Source organism: Serratia sp. CC22-02 (assembly GCF_900182895.1).
GTDB lineage: Bacteria > Pseudomonadota > Gammaproteobacteria > Enterobacterales > Enterobacteriaceae > Serratia > Serratia nevei.
Window position 1 is genome coordinate 15,921 of sequence record NZ_FXUD01000014.1, and the last position, 19,731, is coordinate 35,651.

The 19,731-nt window shown below is 47.6% G+C and carries 18 protein-coding genes; 5 read left to right on the forward strand and 13 right to left on the reverse strand.

Annotation, left to right across the window (positions count from 1 at the left end; all coding sequences use genetic code 11):
• Positions 1–7: 7 nt before the first annotated feature.
• The 3 genes from pilM to QOL81_RS24705 form a co-directional block, all read right to left on the reverse strand.
• A complete protein-coding gene (gene pilM / locus QOL81_RS24695; RefSeq protein WP_147823523.1) occupies positions 8–430 on the reverse strand; it encodes a type IV pilus biogenesis protein PilM in 423 nt (140 codons plus the stop codon).
• Positions 430–1,410, reverse strand: coding sequence for a toxin co-regulated pilus biosynthesis Q family protein (locus QOL81_RS24700; RefSeq protein WP_128884997.1), 981 nt, complete (start codon positions 1,408–1,410; stop codon positions 430–432). Before QOL81_RS24700 ends, pilM begins: the two co-directional genes overlap by 1 nt.
• 364 nt (positions 1,411–1,774) lie before the next feature.
• Complete coding sequence (locus QOL81_RS24705) at positions 1,775–2,254, reverse strand: transcription termination/antitermination NusG family protein (RefSeq protein ID WP_128884998.1); 480 nt, start codon at positions 2,252–2,254, stop codon at positions 1,775–1,777.
• Between the two features lie 1,009 nt (positions 2,255–3,263).
• Here QOL81_RS24705 and repA point away from each other — a divergent pair.
• The gene (gene repA, locus QOL81_RS24710) at positions 3,264–4,127 is read left to right on the forward strand and encodes an incFII family plasmid replication initiator RepA (RefSeq protein ID WP_128884999.1); all 864 of its coding nucleotides are present in this window, start codon (positions 3,264–3,266) and stop codon (positions 4,125–4,127) included.
• Between the two features lie 885 nt (positions 4,128–5,012).
• On the forward strand, positions 5,013–5,882 hold the full coding sequence (locus QOL81_RS24715) for a hypothetical protein (RefSeq protein WP_128885000.1): 870 nt from the start codon (positions 5,013–5,015) through the stop codon (positions 5,880–5,882).
• A gap of 211 nt (positions 5,883–6,093) precedes the next feature.
• On the opposite strand, the gene QOL81_RS24720 is transcribed toward QOL81_RS24715, so the two are convergent.
• From QOL81_RS24720 to QOL81_RS24740, 5 genes are all read right to left on the reverse strand, one after another.
• Positions 6,094–6,804: a replication initiation protein gene (locus QOL81_RS24720; RefSeq protein ID WP_128885001.1), complete on the reverse strand. Its 711-nt coding sequence runs from the start codon at positions 6,802–6,804 to the stop codon at positions 6,094–6,096.
• Between the two features lie 569 nt (positions 6,805–7,373).
• Positions 7,374–9,347 carry an acyltransferase family protein gene (locus QOL81_RS24725; RefSeq protein ID WP_283440125.1) on the reverse strand — a complete coding sequence of 658 codons (1,974 nt, stop codon included), beginning with the start codon at positions 9,345–9,347 and terminating at the stop codon, positions 7,374–7,376.
• Between the two features lie 76 nt (positions 9,348–9,423).
• On the reverse strand, positions 9,424–10,686 hold the full coding sequence (gene umuC, locus QOL81_RS24730; RefSeq protein ID WP_128885003.1) for a translesion error-prone DNA polymerase V subunit UmuC: 1,263 nt from the start codon (positions 10,684–10,686) through the stop codon (positions 9,424–9,426).
• A gap of 2 nt (positions 10,687–10,688) precedes the next feature.
• The gene (gene umuD / locus QOL81_RS24735) at positions 10,689–11,105 is read right to left on the reverse strand and encodes a translesion error-prone DNA polymerase V autoproteolytic subunit (RefSeq protein WP_128885004.1); all 417 of its coding nucleotides are present in this window, start codon (positions 11,103–11,105) and stop codon (positions 10,689–10,691) included.
• Positions 11,106–11,302: 197 nt separating this feature from the next.
• Positions 11,303–11,995 carry an SOS response-associated peptidase family protein gene (locus tag QOL81_RS24740; protein ID WP_283440126.1) on the reverse strand — a complete coding sequence of 231 codons (693 nt, stop codon included), beginning with the start codon at positions 11,993–11,995 and terminating at the stop codon, positions 11,303–11,305.
• A gap of 309 nt (positions 11,996–12,304) precedes the next feature.
• Between QOL81_RS24740 and QOL81_RS24745 the strand changes: the two genes are divergently transcribed.
• The 3 genes from QOL81_RS24745 to QOL81_RS24755 all read left to right on the forward strand — a co-directional run bounded on the left by QOL81_RS24745 (position 12,305) and on the right by QOL81_RS24755 (position 14,182).
• Entirely contained in the window at positions 12,305–13,300 is a 996-nt protein-coding gene (locus tag QOL81_RS24745) for a DUF6685 family protein (RefSeq protein ID WP_283440127.1), read from the forward strand.
• A gap of 97 nt (positions 13,301–13,397) precedes the next feature.
• Positions 13,398–13,853, forward strand: a complete 456-nt coding sequence (locus QOL81_RS24750) for an STM2901 family protein (RefSeq protein ID WP_128885007.1) — start codon at positions 13,398–13,400, stop codon at positions 13,851–13,853.
• Positions 13,847–14,182: a DUF1493 family protein gene (locus tag QOL81_RS24755; RefSeq protein ID WP_128885008.1), complete on the forward strand. Its 336-nt coding sequence runs from the start codon at positions 13,847–13,849 to the stop codon at positions 14,180–14,182. The genes QOL81_RS24750 and QOL81_RS24755 overlap by 7 nt, the downstream gene beginning before the upstream one ends.
• A 312-nt stretch (positions 14,183–14,494) precedes the next feature.
• On the opposite strand, the gene QOL81_RS24760 is transcribed toward QOL81_RS24755, so the two are convergent.
• The 5 genes from QOL81_RS24760 to QOL81_RS24780 all read right to left on the reverse strand — a co-directional run bounded on the left by QOL81_RS24760 (position 14,495) and on the right by QOL81_RS24780 (position 19,663).
• Positions 14,495–15,301, reverse strand: a complete 807-nt coding sequence (locus tag QOL81_RS24760; protein ID WP_283440128.1) for a Shedu immune nuclease family protein — start codon at positions 15,299–15,301, stop codon at positions 14,495–14,497.
• A 212-nt stretch (positions 15,302–15,513) separates the two neighbouring features.
• A complete protein-coding gene (locus QOL81_RS24765) occupies positions 15,514–16,455 on the reverse strand; it encodes a hypothetical protein (protein WP_128885010.1) in 942 nt (313 codons plus the stop codon).
• A gap of 48 nt (positions 16,456–16,503) precedes the next feature.
• Complete coding sequence (locus QOL81_RS24770) at positions 16,504–16,674, reverse strand: hypothetical protein (protein ID WP_161568993.1); 171 nt, start codon at positions 16,672–16,674, stop codon at positions 16,504–16,506.
• Positions 16,675–16,994: 320 nt separating this feature from the next.
• A complete protein-coding gene (locus QOL81_RS24775) occupies positions 16,995–19,244 on the reverse strand; it encodes a KAP family P-loop NTPase fold protein (protein ID WP_147823525.1) in 2,250 nt (749 codons plus the stop codon).
• 2 nt (positions 19,245–19,246) lie between these two features.
• Entirely contained in the window at positions 19,247–19,663 is a 417-nt protein-coding gene (locus tag QOL81_RS24780) for a hypothetical protein (protein ID WP_283440129.1), read from the reverse strand.
• Positions 19,664–19,731 lie beyond the last annotated feature (68 nt).

Sequence of the window (19,731 nt, forward strand, 5' to 3'; positions counted from 1 at the left end):
GGAGAGATTAGTTGAGGTACACCAGGCTGCCGTCAATAATGCTCGCCGGCACATTGACCTGCATGTCATTACCAAAGCTGTCGATAAGTCGTCTTTCGACGACTTTTCCAACCAGCGCGGAATGTCGGCTCTGCGCCAACAATGCGGCCATCAGCCCAGGTTGATCTGGCTGATAGACATACACACGGTCAGCCTGCAGAACATTGCGCACCCCAGCAACGGATGACCAGCCAAAGGCGCTATCGGGGATCACGCCGTCTTTTTGTTCAGGATGGATATAGCGCCAGTCGTTTATCGCATTAAGATATTGCACCGTGTTGCGCGCCTGCAGGGAAAGTGTCTGATCCTCTAGGGATACCGGGGGTTCTTGCTGTGGCGGATCCAGCCAGACAATCATTCCTATGAATATGGCAAAGAGCCAATAAATCATCAGTGCACCTCTTTATCATCAACGGAGATAACACACTGAAGAGGACGGATGCCTGCATACAGTGGCACTTGAGCCGTTCCATAAAGAGTAAACAGACTGTTTAGCGCATCGCGGAAGGAACCTTCGAATTGCAATGGCGCATCAATCCGATAGTTAACTGGCGTCGACCAGGCAACCGTCCAGTGTGAGATCCCCGGTTGGTTACATGCTTCGCTGGCTGCCCAGTTGAACAGGGTATCTTTGAGCGTGTTGCCAGCATCTATTCGCCAATGTTGCTTTTGAGGGACGACAATCACTTTCTTGGATGTATTGGCTGTTGGTGCTGGTGTCACCGCTTGCTTTGAATCTGCCGATTTACCGCCACTGAAGGGGTTGCGGCCGCGAGTTACTGATTGAGGTGATGCGCTTGGGGTTACTGCCTTTGACTTGATCGTAGTTGCAACTTTAAATGCTTCTGTTTTGTTCGCAATGGATACTCGGTGCAGAGAAGTATCAATCAGTGCCACTTTTCCTTGTCTTTCCAACAGCTGATTCAATGCATCAACCCAGGTGACGCCGCCACGCCATTCCTGAGGTGTTTGCTCATCAGGGTGAAGGTCCTGGGAAAAGCTCAGCGTCCAACCAGTCGGCACAATTTTACGTAATGCATCGCGCAATGACGACGCACTTCCGGCCCCCGCCAGGGTCGAAGGTGGTGGTGCATTGCCTACGAAACGTAGTGCTGTCATCGACGCGCTCAACTTCTGACCCGCCAGTGCAGAAGGGCTCGTTGATATGATTTGTTTACCAGGTGCTTTTGTTTGTTTTACGCGAGTCACCGCAGCCAGCTCATTTTGGGCCTGTTGTAGAGGCGACACTTGCGCTTCGATTAGCGTTGTTACTAACTGCTGGGCAGTGATCGCAGACCTTTCTGAATGGTTGTTAATAGAGCATCCGCCCAATACAGCGGGTGCTAAAACGACGGGTAGCCATTTTTTCACGTTTATACCTCGCTATGAATCGCTTCCACGCTTGTTAACCGGTTGTGGACGGCGCCCCCGACGAGGTTGCTTAACCTTGTCGAGTACGCACTGAGCCAGCCGTTGACTATCGATTTGATGGGCTAACTCAAGAATGGCGTGAAGAACGTCTCTGCAGGCTACCGGGCGTTCAAGGATCGCGGTGAGGTTTACAGCCTGCTCGTTCAACATGTTGTTATGTTTTGGCGCGATGGAATAGGTCTGGCGCGTAGCCATGGCGCGTTGTGTCATCAGAGACCTCAGCTTGAGATGCAATCAGCATAAAAAAAGCCCCTTCAGATACCTGAAGGGGCAAGGAGCTATCTATGGAGTTGTAACAGAGGGACTATTTTAGAGCGTCTATAAATGCATGGAGCATTGCGCTACGCGTCTCACCATCATGCTCATTCGCGAGCGCTTGAATTTGTTGGCGCTGACGATGCGATAGATGCGCACGTGCAACGTGTTTCTTCCTTTGCCTGCGTTCTGATGAAAAAGCTTGGACGCAGACTGGGAGCTCCATTACTTCTTCAATCGCAGCTTCTCGAATCGGAGTGATGGTTCCGGCAAACCGTACAAGGTGGCTGATACCGGGGCAAGACTCGACTTTAGACGAGTGGAAAATTTCTGGGTCAAAGCAGACAAACATATAGCCAGGAAAAAGAGGCTCGATCACCTTTTTCTGCTGGCCAGGGCGGTCAGCTCGAGGGCGAAAAGAAAACATCAACGGGCTGAAAGCCATAATGTTGCGGCGTTCAAGCATCATCTGTGCTTTGAATATATTGTCTTTGCCTGGTTTTAGCGCGGCGAGATACCAGCCTTCCATGAAAGTCTCCCGTAGTACACGGTTAAGCTACAGATGATGAATTGAATGTTAGGTGTTTGGCAGGCTCCGCCAAAATCGATCCCAAGCGGGTTCAATTGGCAGTCGCTTATTTAGAGGGATTGAGCTTTTGCTGTATTCCCTTATGGCTCTTTAGCCTGGACTGCACCCGACACCAATGGCAGGGAGGTGCCGATAAGATGCTATCAGATGCAGTCCAGGCTGAAGAAAACTTGTACGAGGAACCGAAAAGCTAGTTGGCGGACTGGCTGTTCTACATGAACCGTACTAAAGTATGCGAAGAAGTGTATTGGCAAATTTTAATTGTGTAAATACTTTTATATGCGATCTGAAATGCTGTAAAAGCATGTGCAAACAGAGCAAAAACTCTGTTTAACTCAACTTTTTGAACCATTGATCTGGAAATGATCCTTTTTTCAGATCATTAGATCGATATGGCATTTAAAACAGAATAATTAACTATCCTAACTATTTTAACGAGTGGTGGTTTTTTGCTCTGATTTTGGGTGGTTTTCATCTTATGCCGCCTGTATTTGGGTGTAATCCTATTGACTATGCTTTTTGCTTCATTTTTTTGGTGGTTGTTTGCACAACTTTGGGCAAGGGATCTGTCTGCCAGGTATACTTAGCCATCAAAATTTGAGCTGTGGGCCCAAAAAATGATCTTCAGAGATCCTTTTGTTGCACCAGAGAAAAAATAGAGTAGTATTTGCGGATGTTTATGCTGTTTTCAGGGGCATAATTGCCTGAACAGACAAGCTTATATATCCAATGTGTAGCTGAGGCTTCAGGTTGGGAAGGATCGAGCATATCCGAAATGCTCAGGGAAGAGGGTTTATCGAAACCCTGAATGCAAAAACCCCCCGAAATCTGTCATCAACTTGGCGGAAGAGTCAGATATCAGGGGGTCAAAAGCAGGCGCTGGCCTGTGAGAGATTATAACTCATGCAATTTAGAAAACAACACCTGTCCGCCATAAGTTCGGGACAGGGTGGCTGAACAGTCGAACAACCAATTTACTCATTATCGGCAGGTCAAGAACCCGAATCCGGAATTTACACCGCGTGAAGGGAAGAATACGCTGCCGTTCTGTCGCAAGCTGATGGCTAAAGCCGAAGGCTTCACATCCCGTTTTGATTTCTCTATGCACGTTGCCTTTGCGCGATCGCTTGGTAAGCGCCGCCGTATGCCTCCGCTTCTTCGCCGGCGGGCGATTGATGCGCTGTTGCAGGGGATGTGTTTCCACTATGATCCATTAGCTAATCGTGTACAGCGATCTATCACAAATTTGGCCATCGAATGTGGATTAGCCACGGAGTCCCATAAGGGCAACTTGTCTATCACTCGGGCGACACGAGCCTTGTTCTTCATGTCCGAACTCGGGCTGATTACATATCATACGGAATATGATCCGCAGATAGGTTGTAACATCCCGACCGATATTACTTTCACACCGGCGCTGTTTTCTGCTCTAGACGTTTCCGACGTAGCTGTTGTAGCTGCACGGCGTAGTCGTGTGGAATGGGAAAATAAGCAGCGTGAAAAACAGCACCTGTCACGCCTTGGAATGGACGAATTGATCGCAAAAGCCTGGCGGTTCGTGCGCGAACGCTTCCGCAGCTATCAGTCCGAACGTAAGGCACACGGACTCCGTCGCGCTCGAGCTCGCCGCGATGCCGAGCGCACTCGCCGCGATATTGAAACCATAGTGAAGCGACAGCTGACGCGTGAGATCGCTGAAGGGCGTTTCATTGGCAACCAGGCTGCAGTCTTCACTGAGGTGAAGCGACGAGTTAAAGAGCGCATGCTCATGTCTAGGGGAAACTACACCCGCCTGGTACCTGATCCCACCTGAACCACCTTTTTATAATCCGGTTGACGCCGGAGGATCCGTCACGCCTATCATACACAGCTGTTGAAAATTTGCACAAAACGACTTCTCGTGGTCGTGTTATTCACCGCTAGGTAGGCGTGAAAATATAGAAAAACCTATCACCGACAATCAACTGATGTAATCAGAACAGTTATACACATATAACTGCAAGGGAAAGTTCCACAAAGCTACAATCGATAGATCCATAGAGTGCGAAACGTGTATGTTTTAAGGTGCGTGGTTCCTTTTAAAGAACTAATGAATTCTTCTTTTAAAGACCTTTCTTTTCTTCATATAAAAATAAAACCTATTCATCGTCTGCCCTGTGGACAGACTCAAAAAATGTCCGCCCTTGCAGCGGGCATAGCCCGCGCCGGTTCGGTATCGAGTACCTCCCATTGCTACGCAACGGGCCCCATTAAGAAACATAAGTTAAAGCCGCTACGTAGCTGTTATAGCGATAAGAACAAGATACACGCCCGTAACCAGCCCTAACGGGCTGCTAACGCGGAGGTACGCTCCAGCTGCGGCATAGCCTTGCTGGACCCACTCCGACGGCGTACAGAAGCTCCTGAAGCGCTGTAAGCTCGCTCGGTCTAGCAGGGCGAGGGGAGGATTGAGACTCTATGAAAATATCGAACCGGCTTCGCCGGGCTACCGGCGACCCTAACCTGTCGCTGATATCTGTTTAGCCCATCTGTCGCCTACCTGTTACCCTCTTAATCTGATCGATAAGTGATCAATCAAATTTAGAGCTTGCTCAAAGTCAGGGTATGTTGGCGATTGATTCAATGGGTTTGGGGTGCTATCAGGATAAATCTTAAGTATATTAGGAATTTAGCAACTAACTTAACCAGACAGGCATTTATGGCGACGTTGTTCATCGATCTACTTATCAAACCGCGCAAAAGATTTCGAGTTAAAACAACGTCTCAGGATGAGTTGACGCAGCAACTGGTGTTGTATGTGCAACGTCATTATCTGCGAGTGCCTGGCTGGGAGCTCTATAAGTATGGGCGTAGCTGGGGGTGTTTATGCCAGGTCGTGCCGCTTCCGTTCTTAGACTGGTTATCTTCGAACGAGAACTGCGCAAAGGCTAAAGAGATCGCTGAGACTTGCCGGCCGTTCGTAGAAGGTGCACGCAATACTGCCGTTCCGCCGATCGCTGTATATATTCCTTTAAGCTGGTTATGCATCATAATTCCGCCCCTGGAGCTCATGCTTCGAGAACATTGGCAAACTCAACTCAGAACAACGCGGACGGCGCCAGATGTTGATAGCGATACATCCTTCAAACCGTCTGATTACTACCTGTTATGCGAAGGACGGGCAATTCCTGACGTTTGGCAGCGGCATTTTGAATTATGTATGAAAAGAGGTATGCCGTTCATCGTTTTATGGCATTTTCCTCCTAAGCAGGCCAGATTTGCCTCACGCTACGACATTCTTTTTTCTTGGGAAACCTTAGTTAAAAACCATGGCCATGTATTTGATAACCCCGATTTTCCTGATATCACTACGATCGTGACTAAACGTATTATGCAGTTATTGAGGGAGCGACGACATGAAGAAGGCTTTGGCCGGGTATCTTTGCAGAATGTACTTGGAGAAGGGCAAATAAACATTTTAAAGTTAAGTTTTGAAGCTGCTGAACAGCTCACTCTTGAGCTGGTGAGATTGATCCAAGTGTTGATTAACGAAGCAGAAGTAAGTTTGCAGAATAACTTGTTAGGTTAACAAAATAGATATCAATCAGTATGTTGGTTTTCCTTTCTAAGGAAAAGCCGCTTATGCGGATTTTTTATTTGGTCGTCAAATAAGATCTTAGCATGAAGGCAGACCAGACAGATTCAGGTATGGGAAACACCTAAAGTAGGTTCTTGAAGTAGTGCTATCAGGGTATGGGAAATAGCACATGTTCTTAAAGGCCATAGTATGTGGGAAACGGCTAAAGTAGATGGGCTGGTTCAGGGGTTTTGGTTACGATCGTGAAAATAAGTTTGCCATCACCAGATTCAGACATCGTGGCCATCAAAGGGGTTTCTTTGCTGATCTTTTCCAGTGCAGGCTTGATAAATGTGCGTTTCATCTCGGCGAAGTTATCGCGCTGTGACTGTGGGAGCTGATAACGTTCGGCTAGCCAATCCGCGGTGGTGATCCAGATCCCGGACTTTCGATACTGGCATAGGCTTTCGTACAAGCGGATTGCCCTCACACTGTTGATTCGGCCGCAATCATAAAGGTTGTAGGTCGTGAATTGACTGCTTAGGTCCAGCAAATACGGCATTACCTTGTTGTTAAATTCTATGTTCCATGAACCCCTTCCTCGCTTCAAGCCTGCCTCAGCAAGCCAGGGGCGTTTACGTTCTTCATATTCACCATCCGATGGGAAAAAGGTAACAGAGCTATTGGAAAGCGCGTCAATACCTTTCCTAACATCAGTGCTTGCAGTCGCCTGGCTAACCTTAAACAGGCGCTGATAATCAGCGACCCTGACAGTGAACGTGCCTGGATGCTCGTCTTGTCTGTAAGTTTCCATGAGGCACAACCACAGGACTCGCTTAGCCTGTAATGACAGATAATAGGCAGCTTCCGTTAGCTCGTTTGATTGAGCAATGGCAGGTCTGTTGGTTTTCACAATCCCTTTATTTTCAGTCATATGTTGTTCTATGGGTGGTTTGGATTTACCCCATAGTTACATTCGTTTTATAGCATGGTCAAGGCAAACTTTTGGTGATTCCCATACCTGAATTAACTTTAGCTATCCCCCATAGAAACTTTAGCTGTTTCCCATTCCAACTTAAGCTTTTACCCACAATAACTTTGGCTGTTTCCCATACCTGCTTTATCCGTTTCCCATATTGACAGCCCTGAGAGGCAAGCGTGACAAGGCTTTAGAGCATGTCTAAAAAGCATTTAAAATCTTTAAAAATCAAAAAAATCTTTAAAAAACATTACTGTGGATATGTTGATATCTAAACTATGGGAAATACCAAAAGTTTCCTTCATGGAACTGCAGTAGCACCCACCGGGTAACCGGTGGGCCCCAAATCACTGCCTCAACAGCTCAGATCCTGCCTCAGAAACCCATGGTAGCTCTTTGTCTGTAAGCCAAGTGTCGCAACGGCTCGTTGCGATCTAGGCTCCTGTGGTGCGTCCAGCTTCGAAAAAAGACTGGTCTTAGCAGGATCGGGGGGGGGGAGGATCCTTTAAGATCCTCTATGGTTGCTATTTGATGAAAGGATTTCCTTTCGATTGGAGATACATCTGACCAAAAACATGTGATGCATAATCGTTGAGATGGCCAACATCCCTATACACGCTCACTCCATTAACTTCTGTAGCACATCCAGTCTCTGAACATTGAACGTCTTTTATGTCAATAATCACTAGAGATGGATGTGATTTTTTTAATTCTTCAAATTTTTCATCAAACCATGAAGGAGAAGGCTTAGTATTGCGAAGTGAGTTGCATTCACCATTTTCAAAATCATTTCTTCCTATCAGTTTCCTTTTCAAACAAAACTCATAGCCGTCTGGTCTATTAAATATTTCTTTCATTATCACCGGAGTGGAGCCTGCTTTTTCGATGATTGTAAGCGCTTCATTAATAGCAGAGCTTAATCTCTCTTTTGAAAGTTCTAAGGTACGGGTATCTCCTTGATTATTTATAATCTTATCGCTGACATACATTGGCCATAGCTCACCAATAATAACATAGTCATATTTATTATTTTCTATTTGTTCATAATATTGCTTAGTGTTTTCATGACAAGTTTCATAAACTGTATTAGAAAAGTGCCACCAATCAAACTGATAGAGACCTGGCAACGTTAAACAACTTGCTGTGCTTTTTGCAGTAATTGCTAAATTAGCATCTTTTGCTAAAGTCTTTAAGAACATCCAGTAGTGATTAGAGTTTGAATCTCCAATGAAGAATGCAGTCTTTTTTGGGGATTCAACTCCGAACGTACAGTGTTCGTTTGAATATTTTCCTTCGATTTCATCTGTAAGACAATCTGAACGATGTCCCGACATTTTTTTGTACTTTAATTCAAGGTTTGTTGCTGTGTTAAATGAACTTCCAAATCGCCATGGGAAGTAGTTTTGATTTTTTGCAACAGAATATAGAACAATGCTTAATAATAATGGCGTTACAATTAATAAAAGTATTGATGCTTTTAGGTTTTTATTGCATTTCCGCAGGGGCATCTCTATATAACTATAAGAAACACACGCAAGGAGTAATGATGATGTAAGTAATGAAATAAGCAGAAGTGAGTCGTTAAACACATCCATATAATGCAACAATGCCAGGCAAGGCCAGTGCCATAGGTAAAGAGAATATGAGCGTTTACCAATGGCTACGAGAGAATTTGATGCAAGCAACCTCGATGCATAGGATCTGGATGATTCACCAGAGAGGATTAAAGCGCCAGTTGCTAATGCAACCACAAGGGTATACCCATTTGGGTAGCCAGATATTAATTCTGGAGACATTGAAAGAGTAATAATTAGAGATAGTGATACGATACCAACAATATTGGATAGCTTATGTTCTATCCTAAATGAGGTAAATGCGATGCAACTGCCAATTTGCAATTCGAAGCAACGCGAGAAAAAATCATAGTATCTCACTTTACTAGTTGTATAGGATAGGTATAAAGAAACAATAAGAAAAACGGCTGTAATCACATAGTTTGCTAAAGCGACTTTGTCTTTTTGATAAGACTTTAGTGTAAAATACAGAATTACAGGGAATGTCAAATACCATTGCCACTCAATAGAGAGAGACCATGTATGAAGCAACAATAAGTAGCTGGAGTCTTCTGAAGCATAACTAGTTGTTACACCAGAAAAATACTGGTTTGATGTGAAGTACAGAACATTTTTTACGCTGTGCAGGAACGTGTTGTAATCGGCTGGAAGGTAAAAAATGCTACCGATAATTATAGAAATGAAAACGATGAGTAGCAGCGATGGTTGTAGTCGCCAAATTCTACGAGTATAAAAATTACTTAAATTAAATTTTTGGTCATTAGTTCCGTCTAAAATTATTTTGGATATCAAATATCCCGATATGACGAAAAATACATCAACACCGATGAATCCTGCAGGGAATTGGCTTAGTCCCGCATGAAAAAAAATGACTAAAGCGACAGCTATAGCTCGTAAGCCGTCAATATCACTACGGTACTTCATTTTTAACCTCAAAGTTGTTTTTTTCGTTTATATTATAATTTAATTCCGAGGTCAGATAAATATACAAGTTTACATTTTAAATTATTTTGGCAATCGGTATATCGCTTAATCGTGTGGTGTAGGAGGGAGAGAGTAATTCGCGGCGCATCTTCCAGGTTTTACTTATCCCTTGGCCGGCAAACCAGACTTTCCCCAGCCCGGAGTGATTTATGCCATCGACGGCTTTCATCAATTGTTCGCTACCGGCGCGCGGTGGATGTTCGTCGAAGAGATCGATCTGGCCGGGTTTGTCACAGAAATCGTTAAGCATGATGCCCGCTTTTTGATAGCGAAAACCGTCACGCCAGATCGCATCGAGGGCTTTCACAGCCGCCGCAACAATGTCGCGGGTGTCTTGCGTGGCCAACATGAGCTGGACGCTGTGGCTGTTGGCATAATAAGGCTCATGAGGTGCAAATGGGCTGGTTCGTGCAAACACTGAAATGTGCCGGCAGTATTGCCTCTCTCGGCGGAGTTTCTCGGCGGCCCGCTCGGCGTATTGGCACACCGCCTGGCGCATGTCCTGCAGCTGCGTGACGCGCTGGCCAAATGACCGGCTGACGATGATCTGCTGCTTTGCCGGCAGCGCATCGATCGAGATACACGGCACACCGTTTAGTTCACGCACGGTGCGCTCGAGCACAACCCCGAACGTCCTGCGTATCAACGCCTGGTTGCTGTCGGCAAGCTGCAGTGCAGTCGTGATCCCCATCGCAGCCAGCTTTTTGGTCAACTGGCGCCCACATCCCCACACTTCGCTGACCGGCACCAGCGCCATCAACCGTCGTTGCCGATCGCGGTTTGTCAGATCAACCACACCGCCGGTAGCCGGCCAGGTTTTTGCGGCGTGATTAGCCAGCTTTGCAAGGGTCATCGACTGCGCAATTCCAATGCCACAGCTGAGGCCTGTCTGCTGTAGAACGGTATTACGCACACGGTGGCCGTAGTCTTCGAATGACTCTGTGGCATCGATGCCGGCAACGTGAAGAAATGCCTCGTCGATGCTATAGATCGTCATCGCCGGCGCGAGGGATTCTAAAATCGTCATGCAGCGTGCCGACATGTCGCCGTACAAGGCATAATTGCTTGAAAAGACAGTTACGTTTTGATTTTTAATGATTTCTCTGGCCTGAAAAAACGGCATGCCACGTTTCAGGCCGAGCTTTTTTCCCTCGCGGTTGATTGCCACCAGGGCGCCGTCGTTGTTCGAAAGAACAGCCACTGGACGCCCTTTAAGATCCGGACGGAAAACCTGTTCGCAGGCGCAGTACATCGAATTGACGTCAGCCAAGAGAAACATGGTCACCTCACGAACGAGTGCAGGGCATGGATCACTACCCCGAAAATTTCCAGCGTTTCGGGATAAATAGGACTGTAGGCGGGATTCATTGGCGCCAGGCAAACCTTGGGCGTAAGCAGCAGCCGCTTGACGGTAAACTCACCGTCGACCGCGGCGATCACGATGCTGCCATGCACGGGTTTTTCAGCCCGATCTACGATCAGCAAATCTCCTGACAGTATGCCGCCATCGCTCATTGACTCACCCGTTGCGCGGATGAAATACGTGGCGGCCGGGTGTCTAATAAAATCATTTAAATCAATGGATTGCTCTATGTAATCGTCGGCAGGGCTGGGGAAACCTGCCGGGCATGGTGTCCCGTATAGCGGGAGTTTGACCGGTTGACCTGGTGAAAAAAAGTACAATTCTCTGGCATTCATAATAGTAATAATTTATCTGTATATATATACAGTAAATCATAAACGAAACGTGCGCACACGCAAGCCTGAAACCGGGTCTCGTAGCGCGATCCGACGTAATATAATAATTTTCTGAGTGATTTTTTTCTGCAGCTTTTGGCGTTCCTCATGTGTGCTTGCACACATGATATCCACCAAAACTGTGGATAACGCGCAGTTCAGACCGTTGGTGTATCAATGGCCAGGATGAGTGAGGGATTGTCATTGCGAACGGCGCCCACAGCCGGCGAGACCGGTTGCCAGCTGAAATCCTCCGCTTGCAGGCTGTACACGTCAGCATGCATATGGCCAGAGGGCGGAACTAAGCTGGTATCGAGCCAGTCGCGCGCGGCAGCGGGTGGCAGCACCAGAGGACGTCGATCATGAATATCCGCCAGGCCGGCATGACTGGCGGCCGTGATAATGATAAAGCTGCCGCTGCCGCTGCCGTCGCTGGCTGCTACGTACAGTGCCGCAAAGAACAACGGCTGGCAAACGGCGCCACGGATAAAATAGGGCTGCTTCAGCCGTGGATTCTCCGTCGACTTTTTCCATTCGTACCAGCCCGATGCCGGCACCAGCGCGCGGCCATGCTTCCAGAGCGGGGCGAACATCCGGCTGTGCTCCGCGGTTTCAACGCGGGCATTGATGAGCGGTGGTTTTCCCTGTTCACGCCACCATTCCGGTGCATAGCCCCAGTTGACCAGCGTCAGCTGCAGCTGGTCATCGTGGTGATGAAACACCGACACTGGCGTGCCGGGGGCGACGTTATACCGTGCATGCCAGTCGCCGGCGGTGCTAACCGGCGTATCAAGCGCCAGGGCGGTGAGAAATTCGTCTCGGCAATGGAATTGTGCAAAACGGCCGCACATTGCGCCTCCTGACTTAAATAAACTAAGTGTAGAAAATTATTATAAACCTTGCACAATATATATAAATTCAACTCGATTATTATGATAGTATTATAAATACTGTATTTTATGGGTTTGGTTTTTATTCCATGATTAGAAATTTATTTTTCATCTCTATTTTCTTTGTCTTTGTGGCGTTCCTTGCGTCCATTGGTGGCTATTGGATGGTTTCGGGACTGGCTTTTATTAATTTATTTATTTGCTTGATTTTTATATTTATATTCTATGTGGTAAGGTTTTATAGATATAGAGGGGTGAGATGAAGAAACTATGAGTGATGATCCGGGAAGAAGTAAATTTGTCGATCTGCCGGCAGATGCCAGACCTTCTTTCTGGCGCAGCATAGCTGGCAGGGTATACGAAGGGATTATGCATTCTCTGGGACGGCCTGCCCGCCTGGAGAATGCGATTGCTTCCGGGCAGCTTATTCCCTGTTCGCTCATCGCCCCTGTCGACACGTTCTGGACACGGTCTGTGGTTTACTGGCAGGACTGGATGTCTTCACCTTTGCCATCATTCCATTCTAGCCCTTGGACGATCGACTACCGCAAACTGGGCTACCAGCGCGAACTCGAAAGTCATTCACTTGCTGTTCCCGAGCTTCAGCAGCTGATTAGCAAAGAAGATGTCCCTCATTTTACATGCGACATCACGGATATCCGGGGAATTTCGGCATCGAAATCTATGGAGCATGATATCCGGGACATTGATGAATTTCCCATCCTAAGATGCCGTGAACTGGCTGAACCCGTGACTAAAGAGTACTTGTGGAAAAATATGAGTCACAGGGAATTACGGCTCGACCGGATGCGATTTGCTGAATATCTGTGGGCAGAGCGGAGGCTCTACTGGCTGAACGAAGGTGGCTCACACCATTTTGGCGCTGCACGCTATCAGGCATGCCGCCTGGGCATTGCGGTTCCACTTACCGGCAGACTCTGTCGCTACAGTGTTAACGCGAGGATGGCCTCCGCTTTACGTCAGCAATGGCACCTGTTTGCTATTCCGGCAGACGAACTCTTCTGCAGCTTTTTAGATGCCATGAATGCTTTTGAATGCCCATTTGGTAATTCAGATTTGCCGCGTCACATGCATGATGCGGACAAATCAGGTATAGCTCTCAAACTCGTCTGGCTTGATCGTAGCCACCCCAGAGCCAATGCTGTTGCTGATGTACTTTCCGCCGCGGGTTTCCCTGATTTCGGTAAACAGTTGAAGCTGCTGGCGACCCAGACGGCTGAAACAATATCCCGAGAAGTAAATTAAACCTGTTCCTGGTCTTACCTCCCTGTTCATCCTTTGAACATTGATAACTTTTCTACCATTGGCTATGTTACGAACATATTTAGCCAAGGAAACGGGTATGGATACTGTTGAAGAGTTAGGTGGCACCTATTTTTACGCTGGAATGGAGCGCCTTGGCGCTGGTGAGCTGTTCTTCTGGGTTTTTGTGGATAAAACCATGCAGCAGCTGGGCGTCGGTGATGTGGGGGCTGTAGCGGCCATCGTCTCAGGCATGGCTATTTTACCGACCAGGCAGAAACCTGCCGGAGCCAAAAAGGGAACATCACTCGCCAGTGTGGCTTCACGAAAGGTCTTTGGGAACGCTAAATTCCCGTATGGAATTCAGCTACCAACATTTATCGGTAATCCCGTGGAAGGCATTAGGCGAAAGATGATCTCGAACATCGGCACCTTCGTTGGCCGGACAGTACCGGTCGTCGGCTGGCTCATTCTCGCCTATGATGTCTCACGGATCGGCGTCGAAAGCGTTGTAGCCTATAACAAAATCGCCCGTGCTGAGGATCGCTTATGGTAATCGAGACGCTTGAAGAGCAGGTAATCGCCCTCGTCAGAAAGCATTATGGTACGGTCATCACTGGCTGTTCACCCGAGATAACACCAGGTTCTGATATTGATGCTGACATTGGCATGGATTGGGCTGACGCAGAAGGGCTGATGGAGGATTTTTTTGAAAAGTTCTCAGTCGATAAGGCCAGCTTCAATATCAAAACCTATTACCCCGATCCGCCGATGGGGACATTACTCAAAAATTTGTTTAGGCGTGAAAAGGAGCTCCCCGAAGTACCCCAATTTACCGTCAATATGCTTATCGAGTCCGCCAAGGCTGGGCGTTGGTTGTACTGACGCCAGCTATGCAGTGTTCAGTCAGGGATATACCAGGCGTATCAATCGTCGGCATGTCGGACACTGAGCAGCAAGAAATTTATTATGCCGTATTTCATTTGTGGGCATACGACCTGCTGGGCACCATCCAGTGGCGTGGCGTGGCCTACCACTCGCGTGTCGCAGCTGCAGGCAGGTGACCTCAACTGGTTAAATAATGCTCTTAACGTACAAAATTTTCCGATCTCCAAACTGACCCCTATGTTGAAAAGGCCGCTGAGAAAAATTCTCCCGCAGCGGCCTCTTTAGCATAACGTCATTATGCGAACCATATTATATTATTTTTATTTTTGGAAGAACTTCCTCCATGACTTTGACGGCTTTTCCATCCTTGATTACATGGCTATTCCAACTACTTGATTGTGCCATCGCATCATCGTATATTCCTTGTGATATAGCTAGTAAGTCCGTATTTACCAATGAGAATAGACCTTCATCAACAAACTTTTTTGATATTAACTCATAGTGGCTGTTCTTTTTTAATGCAACATATAATGGGTATTTTTTTTCAATATTTTCAGCCAAACTGTCAAATGAAATTATTGAGAAGTCGCTTCGTTGCTGGCCTCTTATTAATGCTGTTTTCTGTGTGTTATTCTCATATTCTGATCTACGTCCATGCACTAAAACATACTTGAAGTTAAAAGGATTTTTACCCATGTGAGCAGGTTCAATGAAGCCTTGTAATATATTATTTTTGAAGTGACTTCTATTGGATTCTTCATCAAACCAAGCCCTCCATGTATTCATTTGCTGCAAGGCAAGATTAAAGTCAGCATGGAAAGTTGTGGAGTTATTCTTGAAATATTTTGAAGATGGCTTTTCTATCTCAACTAAAATTACATTCCAGTTGTCAGAGCTTTTAGAAAGATACACAAAGTCTGGTTTATAATCACTCGATAACGGTAATTTTCTGAATACCGTACAGAAATGAATTCCATGATTCTGTTCAAACTCTCTAGGAATAAACATTGTATTTTCTTCAAGATAGGTTTGATAAACTTGTTCTTTTTCATTTTTATTTAGCAAGTCAATATACTCTTGCTTTTTTTTGTTTATTTCTTGACCTGTAATGTACATGAGATTTCCGTTTTTTAAATTTAGGATTGTGTATAGTAACTATTTTTAACTCATTCTAATCTATAAAAACTCAATGTTACTTGTAATCTAGCTGTTACGAGTATGCCGCGAAGCGGTTCGATGGCCTACATCAGTTAGTATTATTCTTGATGCCTCCTATTAGGTGAGCGAGGTTATCCGATATCTCTTTAGTCATGACTGTAATTCCAGTTTTAACCTCGTTGAAGCTGTTTGTTTTTTGTAAGTATTTCGCGATGAATCTGTGCTTTTTTGCGCTCGATTTGTAACGATAGCTGATGAATAGTATTTGGTAGTTCTTTTGTTAGGAATGCATGATTATTTTCTTCAAATTCTCCTGATTCGGATAATTCAGAGTGTATGAGTTCAAGCATCTTGATGATATCAATTTGATGTTCTACTATAAATCTACGATAAGCTGTTTTCCCTACTTCTCTAACGAACAGATCTAGAAACTTACGGCCGTTACGAAATTCTTCAATGAAAAACTTTTCAATGATAAATGCAACCACAGGAACCATCAATGCCTTTATACGGGCAACTTCTTGCACTACATTTCTTTTAACCCCTTGAGTGACGTTGTGAAACCTTGATGCCATACAAGTAATGGGATTCAAAACCCTGACTTTATCATGAGCTGTATATTGAAATTTCTCCATGGGTAAATGAAAAACTTCTGTATTGATAATAAGTTTTCTGCCGTTAAAATCAGAGGGAGTAAGATATGAAGCGCTCGACAGGACATCCACAATGTTGGGTTCTTCAATGTGACGGTCATCGAAAATTTCTTTATTGACAAACTTTTTATGAAAATATGTTTTAATTTTCCCGTCTTTTATGTTTTTTAACGGCAGGATTGCCAGTGAAGGTGGTGAGCCATCATTATAATTTACGGGTACATCTAATACTGATGATATTACTGAAATGTCGATATTCCGTGCTGTCACATCAATATCATTGGAAGTAATATAATCAATAGGGGGATGTTCGGAGTAAATATCCTTGTACCATACCACCCAGTAGTGCACAGCCTGACCGCCTACGGTCACGATTGGCGACGTGAATTTATCACCATGCTTCATTAGTTCAGCGTTAAGGATATAGAGTTGGTCCAACGGACTCATATGTTCTGACATAAAAAAACCACCTTAAAAAAGATGGCTTATTATCACGTAATCATATGATTAGGCAAACGAGAATTTTTTCTGCAGCTTTGCAGTAGACTTCAGCTGACCAAAGTCAGATTTTGGTGAAAATGGTTGAGGCTCACGTTCACCTGCTTCGATCATGTGAAGCCTTTTTTCATAGAGCTCATGCTGTAACTGTTTAATGCTTCTCGCTGAAAGGTTTGCCATCGCAATCACCTGAAGTTAGTCTTTCAAAACCTACTTAATGTACGAATTATGCGCGTTTTTACGAAGGTCGTCAAACTTTCCTAAAGGAGAGCCTATCTGCAAAGCGGTGGCTTCATGCTATTGCTTTGCATAGAGTGTTTCTGCCAAGGGCTCGATACCAAGCTGATAAGACTATCGGGTGGTAGGGTTCAGAAGTTACATGAACTTATCAAATTTTTTAACCTCCCTGTCGCCGCGCCGCTGAGGTGCAGGGACAGGAACGGCGGCAGGCCGTCGTTGGCGCCCTGCCCCGCGATGAACCACAATGAATTCCACGGTGATTAACGGCTTCTACTGATCGACTGTTCGACCTGTTTAACCTGTTCCGCGAACTTGCCGGCCTGCTTGATGTGTTCAATACGCGCTAGCACTTTCTGAGTCTCGCCCAGATATTCAGTCATATTAGTCAGTGGCAGCGCTTGATAATACCCATGCGCGCTACTGAAGCCATGATACCGGAGCTGCAGCAGCAGGCTCAGAAAAGCCTCATCCTTCTTGACTTGGCGATCGACCCATTTCCGTACTGCCTGGATCCCGCTAATATCACGCCATGCCCAGATATATCTATTCAGCAGGGGAAAGGCCGCCAACTGTTTGGTGATGGCCGGGCTGTTCAGTCTCTTCCCCATGGTTTTCTGTAAGATGACGACGTTACTCCGCTCCATCCACTCTTCCAGCTGATGGCCCGTTCTGTCTCCGACTATCCCATGTTGCCACAGCAGGTGACGGACATACTCAGCGCCCCAGTACCAGGCTTTCCCAAGCTGGAGTTGCGCAGTCAGGAACTTATTGGTAGATGTGACATCCTCACGTAGCATTCGTTGGATTAGCCGATCGGCCACGCTGTAGGTATCCAGGTCCTGCAGCTCAAACCACTCGTTGTCTTGCCGATAGCGTTTCACCATGTCATCCCCGTTGTCGAAGAAGAACTGCAGCAGACCCTGGCACTCGGCCAGCGTTCTGGAATCAATCTGGGGGGATGTTAGCTCGGCCAGCATGTGCTCAAACCAGGTGCGGGAAGATAAGTTCTTTTTTCTCTGGATATGACCGAGCAGGCGTTGTGCCAGTTCCTGCTGCTTTTCAGGCTGGTCATGCTGGCCGGCGAGCGCGAAGATTTGGTCAAAATCTTCCGGTAACAGGATATTTTGTGGCGCGCAGAAGGCGAAGTAGTAACGCCAGTATGCCTGGCTGCCAAGCCGCTTCCCTGCTGTGAGCCAAGCACTTTCCTGCGGACCGGTGCTTACAAAGAGTTTATCGGGATGCACTGTCAGTCCATCTAAGATCCCCGGGACCCATTCACTCAGCTCCGTGATGGAATGCGCTTTGGCCGGGAAATACCGCATCAGGTGTTGCTTAAGGTTGTCTGTCAGGACTTTCTGCTCCTCTTTACTGACATGGCCATCTCCGGTCTGCACCACGTTCCGTTCCGACAGGTATTCTTCCACCCAGTCATACAGACCCGAATTTGTCGTGCGGAGCAGCTGCAGGAAGCACAGATCGGGGAAATACACATAGTCCCGTATGCCCGCATAACGGAACCGTAGTGCATTTAGAACGGTCTGGACTTCCCGGGGCGATTTCAGCATGGCGCCATAAATATTCGCGACTGCCGTCAGGTCATCCAGTATGCCCTTCTCCGGGGGAGATTTATTCACCGTTTGGTATAACTCAATGGCATCATCACGAAATTGCTGGCGCAGCGCAAAGGATTCCGGGCGCGGCAGTCCGAATGAGATCTGGACAATTTTCTGCAGGTACAGGCTCCCGTCGGTGACGCCCAGCCCCTGGCTGATGGCCTGTGACAGCACCGCCTTGTCATAACAGAGCAGGTAGCGGAAGCGGGGAAAATCCGCGACCGACTTCACCAGTCGGATCACCTCCACGGCCTGGGCCGGTTCGAGGCGATCGAGATCGTCGAGCAGGATAATGAAGCTCAGATCCAGCTCTTCGATTTTCTGAGCAATCTCGGCGCGCATGTCGGCCGTGGTTTTTTCCTTTTCTTTCAGCCAGTGCGAGTCTGCCACGGCGTTCAGTGCGCCGCTGGCATCGGGGACACCGGGAATGACCGCGGCGATCTGAGCGACAGGCGACAGATTCCGGGCGGTGGCCCGGGTGTAGTCCATCAGCGTCTTGGCGGTACCGGTCAGCGCTTTTTTCTTTTTGAGGGCTGCCCGTTCCTTCGCTGAAAGCCGACGTTCTTCTTCCTCGGCAATGATGCCAGCTACCGGAAGCAGTAAGGACGCCACCAGAGGCGTATCACTGCCATCGAGCCAGGGGGAAATATTCAGCACGAAGGTTCGCGCTTCCTGTTGTTTATCCAGCGCCGTGCGCAGCAGATTAAGGAGGCTGGTTTTCCCCGTCCCCCAGGCGCCTTCGATACCGATCACGGCACTGCCCTCCCGGCCGATCTCCTTAATGGCGCGGGCCAACTCGGTGGCAATGTGGGTGAAACCATAGCGGTCTTCGTCGTTATTGCGGATGGCGCGATCGGGATGTTGCCCCTGGCGGTTTTCTTGCGGTGAATGCGTCATGGTTACAGATCCCCGTACAGTGCGGCGAGCTCGGCCAGCGCCGCGGCTGTGGACGGGTGCTCCAGCTGCGCCAGCAGCTCGGCCTCGAGCGCGGTGAAGGTGTCCGGCGCCAGCCGAAGCCGCAAATTCGGCAGCACCAGACCGATGTCGCCGCTCTCCGGCACATGCAGCGAGACATGCCGCCCCTGATAGCTGCGGGTGCGATCGCCGTCCTGACGCGCGCGCAGCAGGCGGCGCAGTTCGGCGAACACCGGCCAGCCGAAGGTCGACTGGAAGACCGCGCCGCTGATGTGCAGGGACAGGAACGGCGGCAGTCCGTCGTCGGCGCCCGGATAGGCGCCCTGACCGGCGACGATCTCCACCGTGGCGCTGAGCTCGCCGGCGGCGGCGATCAGCTGCTGGCGCTCCACGAAGGGCACGGTCAGCGCCAGGTACTCGGCCAGCGCCGGATCGTCGGCGCGCTGCGCGGCGACCGCCAGCGGGAAGA